General features: G+C 31.7%; 4 protein-coding genes. All 4 read right to left on the reverse strand.

Annotation, left to right across the window (positions count from 1 at the left end; genetic code table 11):
* On the reverse strand, window positions 1–1,722 hold a 1,722-nt coding region (locus ABDZ53_RS09420; protein WP_343755884.1), incomplete at its 3' end, for an alpha-galactosidase.
* 41 nt (window positions 1,723–1,763) lie between these two features.
* Window positions 1,764–2,672: a carbohydrate ABC transporter permease gene (locus ABDZ53_RS09425; protein ID WP_343755887.1), complete on the reverse strand. Its 909-nt coding sequence runs from the start codon at window positions 2,670–2,672 to the stop codon at window positions 1,764–1,766.
* A gap of 21 nt (window positions 2,673–2,693) precedes the next feature.
* Window positions 2,694–3,659, reverse strand: a complete 966-nt coding sequence (locus ABDZ53_RS09430) for an ABC transporter permease (protein WP_343755889.1) — start codon at window positions 3,657–3,659, stop codon at window positions 2,694–2,696.
* A 100-nt stretch (window positions 3,660–3,759) separates the two neighbouring features.
* Window positions 3,760–5,331, reverse strand: a complete 1,572-nt coding sequence (locus ABDZ53_RS09435; RefSeq protein ID WP_343755893.1) for an extracellular solute-binding protein — start codon at window positions 5,329–5,331, stop codon at window positions 3,760–3,762.
* Window positions 5,332–5,399 lie beyond the last annotated feature (68 nt).

Below are 5,399 nucleotides of genomic sequence, written 5' to 3' on the forward strand. Positions count from 1 at the left end.
ATGTGCACCCATAGAGCTTATCGGCATGGTTAAAGAAGTCCCATACTGAATCTTAAGCCTTGAAACTGCATCCGTATTATCAGAAGTCCATGTTTGAGGCATATAGTAAAGCATGCCAGGATCATATCTTCCTCCACCACCGGAACAACTTTCAAAAAGTATATTTGGATATGAGGTAACTAATTCTTCCATTACTTCATATAATCCTAAAATATATTTATGAGAAACTTCGCCTGGTTTAGAACTCAAGGCAGCAGATCCTATCTCACTCATATTTCTATTATAGTCCCACTTTATATAGTCCAATGGTACATCATCTAAAATAGCTTTCATTTGTTTTAAAATATAATTTCGTACTTCTTTTCTACTAAAATCTAATATTAACTGGCTTCTTCCTCGTGATCTAGGACGATTTTCTACATGTATACACCAATCAGGATGATTACGATACAAATCACTCGCTTCAGAAACCATCTCAGGCTCAAACCATAACCCAAACTTCATGCCCATATCATTTATAGCATTTCTAAATTGCTTTAGTCCATTCGGTAGTTTTTTCTTATCTACAATCCAATCTCCAAGAGAAGATTTATCATCATTTCTATTCCCAAACCATCCATCATCTAGTACAAATAGCTCTATTCCTAACTCTTTTGATTCTTGTGCAATTTCTAATAATTTCTCTTCATTAAAGTCAAAATAAGTAGCTTCCCAATTATTTATCAGAATTGGTCTGTTTTCATATTTATGTTTTCCTCGGATCAGGTTATTTTGATATAAGTTATGAAAAGTTTGTGACATGTTATTTAATCCTTTATCGCTGTATACCATTACTACTTCTGGGGTTTCAAAACTATCGTCTTCTTTAAGCTCCCATTCGAAATGATAAGGGTTTATACCCATTTGTACTCTTGTTTGATCATACGGATCAACTTCTACATTTGCTATGAATTCGCCAGAATAAACAAGTTGCATACCGTAAACTTCACCAGAATCTTCTTTTGTATCCTCTCTCACTAACCCTATAAATGGTTGATAAGTATGAGATGTGGTGCCGTGTTTACTATCAATTTTGTGAATACCTCTATATATTGGATTTCTTACCAATTCTCTTTCTCTAGACCATGCTCCGGGAAGCTGAATTAATTCAAAATCATTGTCTATAAAGTCTACAGACATACTTAAAACTCTTTTAAGTACGATTGGTTTATTACCATTATTAAAAACTTTAACATGTCTTGTTATTACCGGTAAATCTTTAAAAATAGAATAGTATAAAATCACATCTACATTGTTAATGCTATCATATAGATTAATACTTAAAGTCATTGCTTCGCTTTCATTGTTAAGATAAATGTGAGGAAGTTTGTCTATTTTTCTTTTTCCTTTTTCAATTGTAAAGCCTTTAAATTCCAATCGATTTGATTCCATACCTTTACTATCAGCATATGTGTATGCTGGCTCTCTAAAATCACCTATATCTTTTCCTGGAAACTCTTGGGGGATAACAGCTAATGAAAAATTTCTATCAATAGTTTCCTCGGGATTTGGTGCAAATGATCTATCTATTCTTGGATAATCATTACTATTATTAACTTCTTTTAAAGCTTTTCCCCAATAGTGATGTGAAAGATATTTATTTTCTTCAATAGAAAACACATAACTAATCATCTCATTTTTTAAATGAAAAATATTATTATCTTTATTGAATTTGATATCCACTAAATAACCTCTTTTTTTATATTTTTTTGTAAACTATAATTTTAGCTTTTAATAGCTCCAATCATCATACCCTTTATAAAGTATCTTTGAATAAATGGATAAACCATAATAATAGGTAAAGTAGACACTATAGTTGCCGCATATCTTATACTATCAGGTGTAATTGACTGTCCTGAAGCGGCAGCAGACATTTGAGCCGATAAGGTTTCTCCTACTTGATATTGATTGAGTATCTCTACCAAGATTGCTTGCATAGGTTTTAATGATTGACTAGTAGTAAACAGATGAGCATCAAACCAAGAATTCCACTGTCCCACTGCTACAAATAATGCAACTGTCATAAGAATAGGTTTAGATAACGGCATCACAATTTTAAAGAAAATCGTGATATCATTTGCACCATCTAGTTTAGCCGATTCGAATAATTCTTCTGGTAAATTATCTATAAAAGATCTAATTAATATCATATTATAAACTCCCATTGCACCAGGTATAATATACACAAAGAAGTTATTAATTAAACCCATACTTCTTATAACCATATAATACGGCACTATTCCCCCACTAAAATACATGGTGAAAATAAAAAATAGATTTAATCCTTTTCTTCCAACTAACTCTTTCCTAGATACTACATATGCGCTCATTGCTGTTACTAAAACTGCTAACGGAGTAGCTAAAAATGTACGAGCAACTGATACTTTAATAGAATTCATAAATAATTCGTTTTGAAAAATCCTTCTGTACGACGCTAAACTAAACTCTCTTGGCCAAAAGTATATTCCGCCTCTCAATGCATCTTGCGCATCATTAAGTGAAACAACTAAAATATTCCAAAATGGAAATAATGTTACAAATGTAACTACGAATAAGAATATTACTTTAATTACATCTAGAACCACATCTGATTTTGCTTTATTATGTTTCTTTATTATTTTGTTCACTTCCATACTTTTTACTCCTTTCACACTTTAAAAAAGACCACCATCATCATTAACTTTTCGAGATATTTTATTAGCAGTTACTACTAATATAAAAGAAACAACAGACTTAAATAAGCCTACTGCTGCACCATAAGAATACATACCATTTTGCAGTCCATATCTATAAGCATATGTATCTAGAACTTCTGAATAATTCAAGATCGAATTGTTTTGTAAAAGCAATACTTGTTCAAAACCAGTATTTAAAACTCCACCAATTGCTAGTATCAGCAATATTACAATTGTTGGCTTTAGAGATGGCAAAGTTATATTTACTATTTTTTGCCACCTTGATGCTCCGTCAACATCTGCAGCTTCGTATTGTTCAGGGTTAATGCCAGATATTGCTGCTATATAAATAATTGCATTGTATCCCATTCCTTTCCATGTATTAGCTATCGCAAGTATCCACCAAAAATATCTCCCTTCTTGAAAAAAATATATATCTGTAGTTGTTATATTTAAAGCTTGCAAGAAATTATTTATAACTCCATTACCAGAAAAAAATGTTAAAAATATATTAGCTGCTATTACCCAAGATATGAAATAGGGTAAGTACGAAACTGTTTGTATACCCTTTTTTATCCACTTTACTCTTACTTCATTGATTAATACTGCGATAGCAATTGGTATTGGAAAGGAAAATATTAAAGTTAGTATGCTCATTGCTAAAGTATTTCTCATTATTATAGTAAAGTCGCCTTGAAAGAAATAAGAAAACCAGTCCCATCCTACAAAAGGAGCTCTAATTAGATCTACTATAAAGCCCTCCCTACTAGGACTATAATTCGTGAATGCCATATAAATTCCCGCCATTGGCATATAATTAAATATAAAAACTAGGAAGACTCCTGGTAATGATAACAACCATAAGTATCTTTGTTTAATGATTTTTCTCCACTTACTATTAGTTTGATGCTTTTTTATCTTTTTTTTATCTATTATTTCAATCAATGGTCCATCCCCCAAACTAATTTAATATTAAATGAAAACTCATTCATCATTTAAGGTTTGATGAATGAGCTATTCATTAATAAATTAATTAATACACTACTTAATTCATACCCCATAATTCTAAACGTTCCTGATATTTTTCATTAATATATTCTTCTACTTCTTCAAGACCAGCTTCTTCCATCCTTGAGATCATGTTATTGTATATAGTTTCTACTTCTTGTTCTGATGCGGCATTTACCATTTGAGGAACTGCCTCGGTAACAATATCAGTTATACTTTGATGTCTTAATCCTAAAGGAGAACTAGGTTCAGGTGAAAGATTACTATAATATGAATTATCCCAGTATGTTCCCTCCATATTTTGGAAAGCCATTTCTGAATCAAATGCTTGTCGACTAATGTACTCTGTTAGTCTATTGGGAGTTTCTTCTGTAGGTCCTTGATTATTAACAAACCATGTCCACCTATTTATTCCGGTTTCATTCGTAGCAGCTTCCGTATCTTCTTGGAACTTTGTTAAAGTATCATCTGTTGGATGGAAATTTCCATCTTCATCAACAGTGTAATGTTCTCCTTCAATACCCCATAATAGTAGATTTTGTCCCTCTCTGCTTGCTAAAAAATTAATTAATTCAAATGCTGCATCAACATTTTCAGCGTTATCTGTTATACCTATTGCATCCCAACCGAAAGAGTTTCTTCCTCCATAAGTAGTTTTTGATGGATCAATATCATTAGCATAAACTTTATATGCAACATATTGTTGATTTTCATTTCCTTGTGCAACGTTCGCTTGATTGACACCTTGAGTATCCCAATATGCACTTTGTGTTGCAAATACATTACCAGATGCTAATTTTTGATTTTTTAAAGTTTCATTATTTGTTACCCATTCTGGGTCTAACAACCCTTCATTAAGTAAATTATTTTGAAATTTTCTCATTTTCAAATATTGTGGATCCCTAGCGATATGATATAATCTTCCTTCATTTTCATAGTACGTTTTCATCCCAAACATACCTTCAAATCCAGATGCATTTTCTCTTATTGTCAATGGAATACTTGCTTCGCCATTAACTTCTGGATTTATTTCTTTCCATTCTTTAAGTATACTTACAAATTCATCTTGTGAAAATGGTTCTGAACTTCTTGCTCTTTCTTCTCCAACTATATCAACCATATAATCAAAACGAATATTGAAAGCATCTACAGGTGTATCATCATCACCATACCAATTATTTAAATAATAATTTTTACCATCATCATGTACTGTACGATCTAGAATATCTGCATACATTTCTTTAATATCAGAACCTTTTTCTTCTATTAAATCATTCAAAGGAAGTAGTGCCCCTGAATTTATATATTTCTCAGGTAAATCTGACCCCAAATCCATCATTACTATATCTGCATACTCTCCGCCAGATAGTTGTAGTGACAGTAGCTCGTAAGCATCTCCTGTTGCATTTTGAATTTCAATATCCACACCAGTCCTAGCTGTTATTTCATTAGCAATTTGGTCATCGAAACTTTCAGAAGTTTTATTCTTATCAAAAAATGTAATAGTTATTGGTCCATCTTCTGACTCCTGAGATGCGTTTGTTTCTGAATCAGAATTGCATGCTGAAAGAAATAAAGCTGATGAAAGTGCTAAAGCAGTATAATTAATAACTCAAGTTTTGCAGTTGAATATCCAGGTTTAACCCTTGCGGTTATTGAAACTTCTTATAAATAATT

This window comes from Alkalibacterium iburiense (assembly GCF_039521845.1).
Lineage (GTDB): Bacteria > Bacillota > Bacilli > Lactobacillales > Carnobacteriaceae_A > Alkalibacterium > Alkalibacterium iburiense.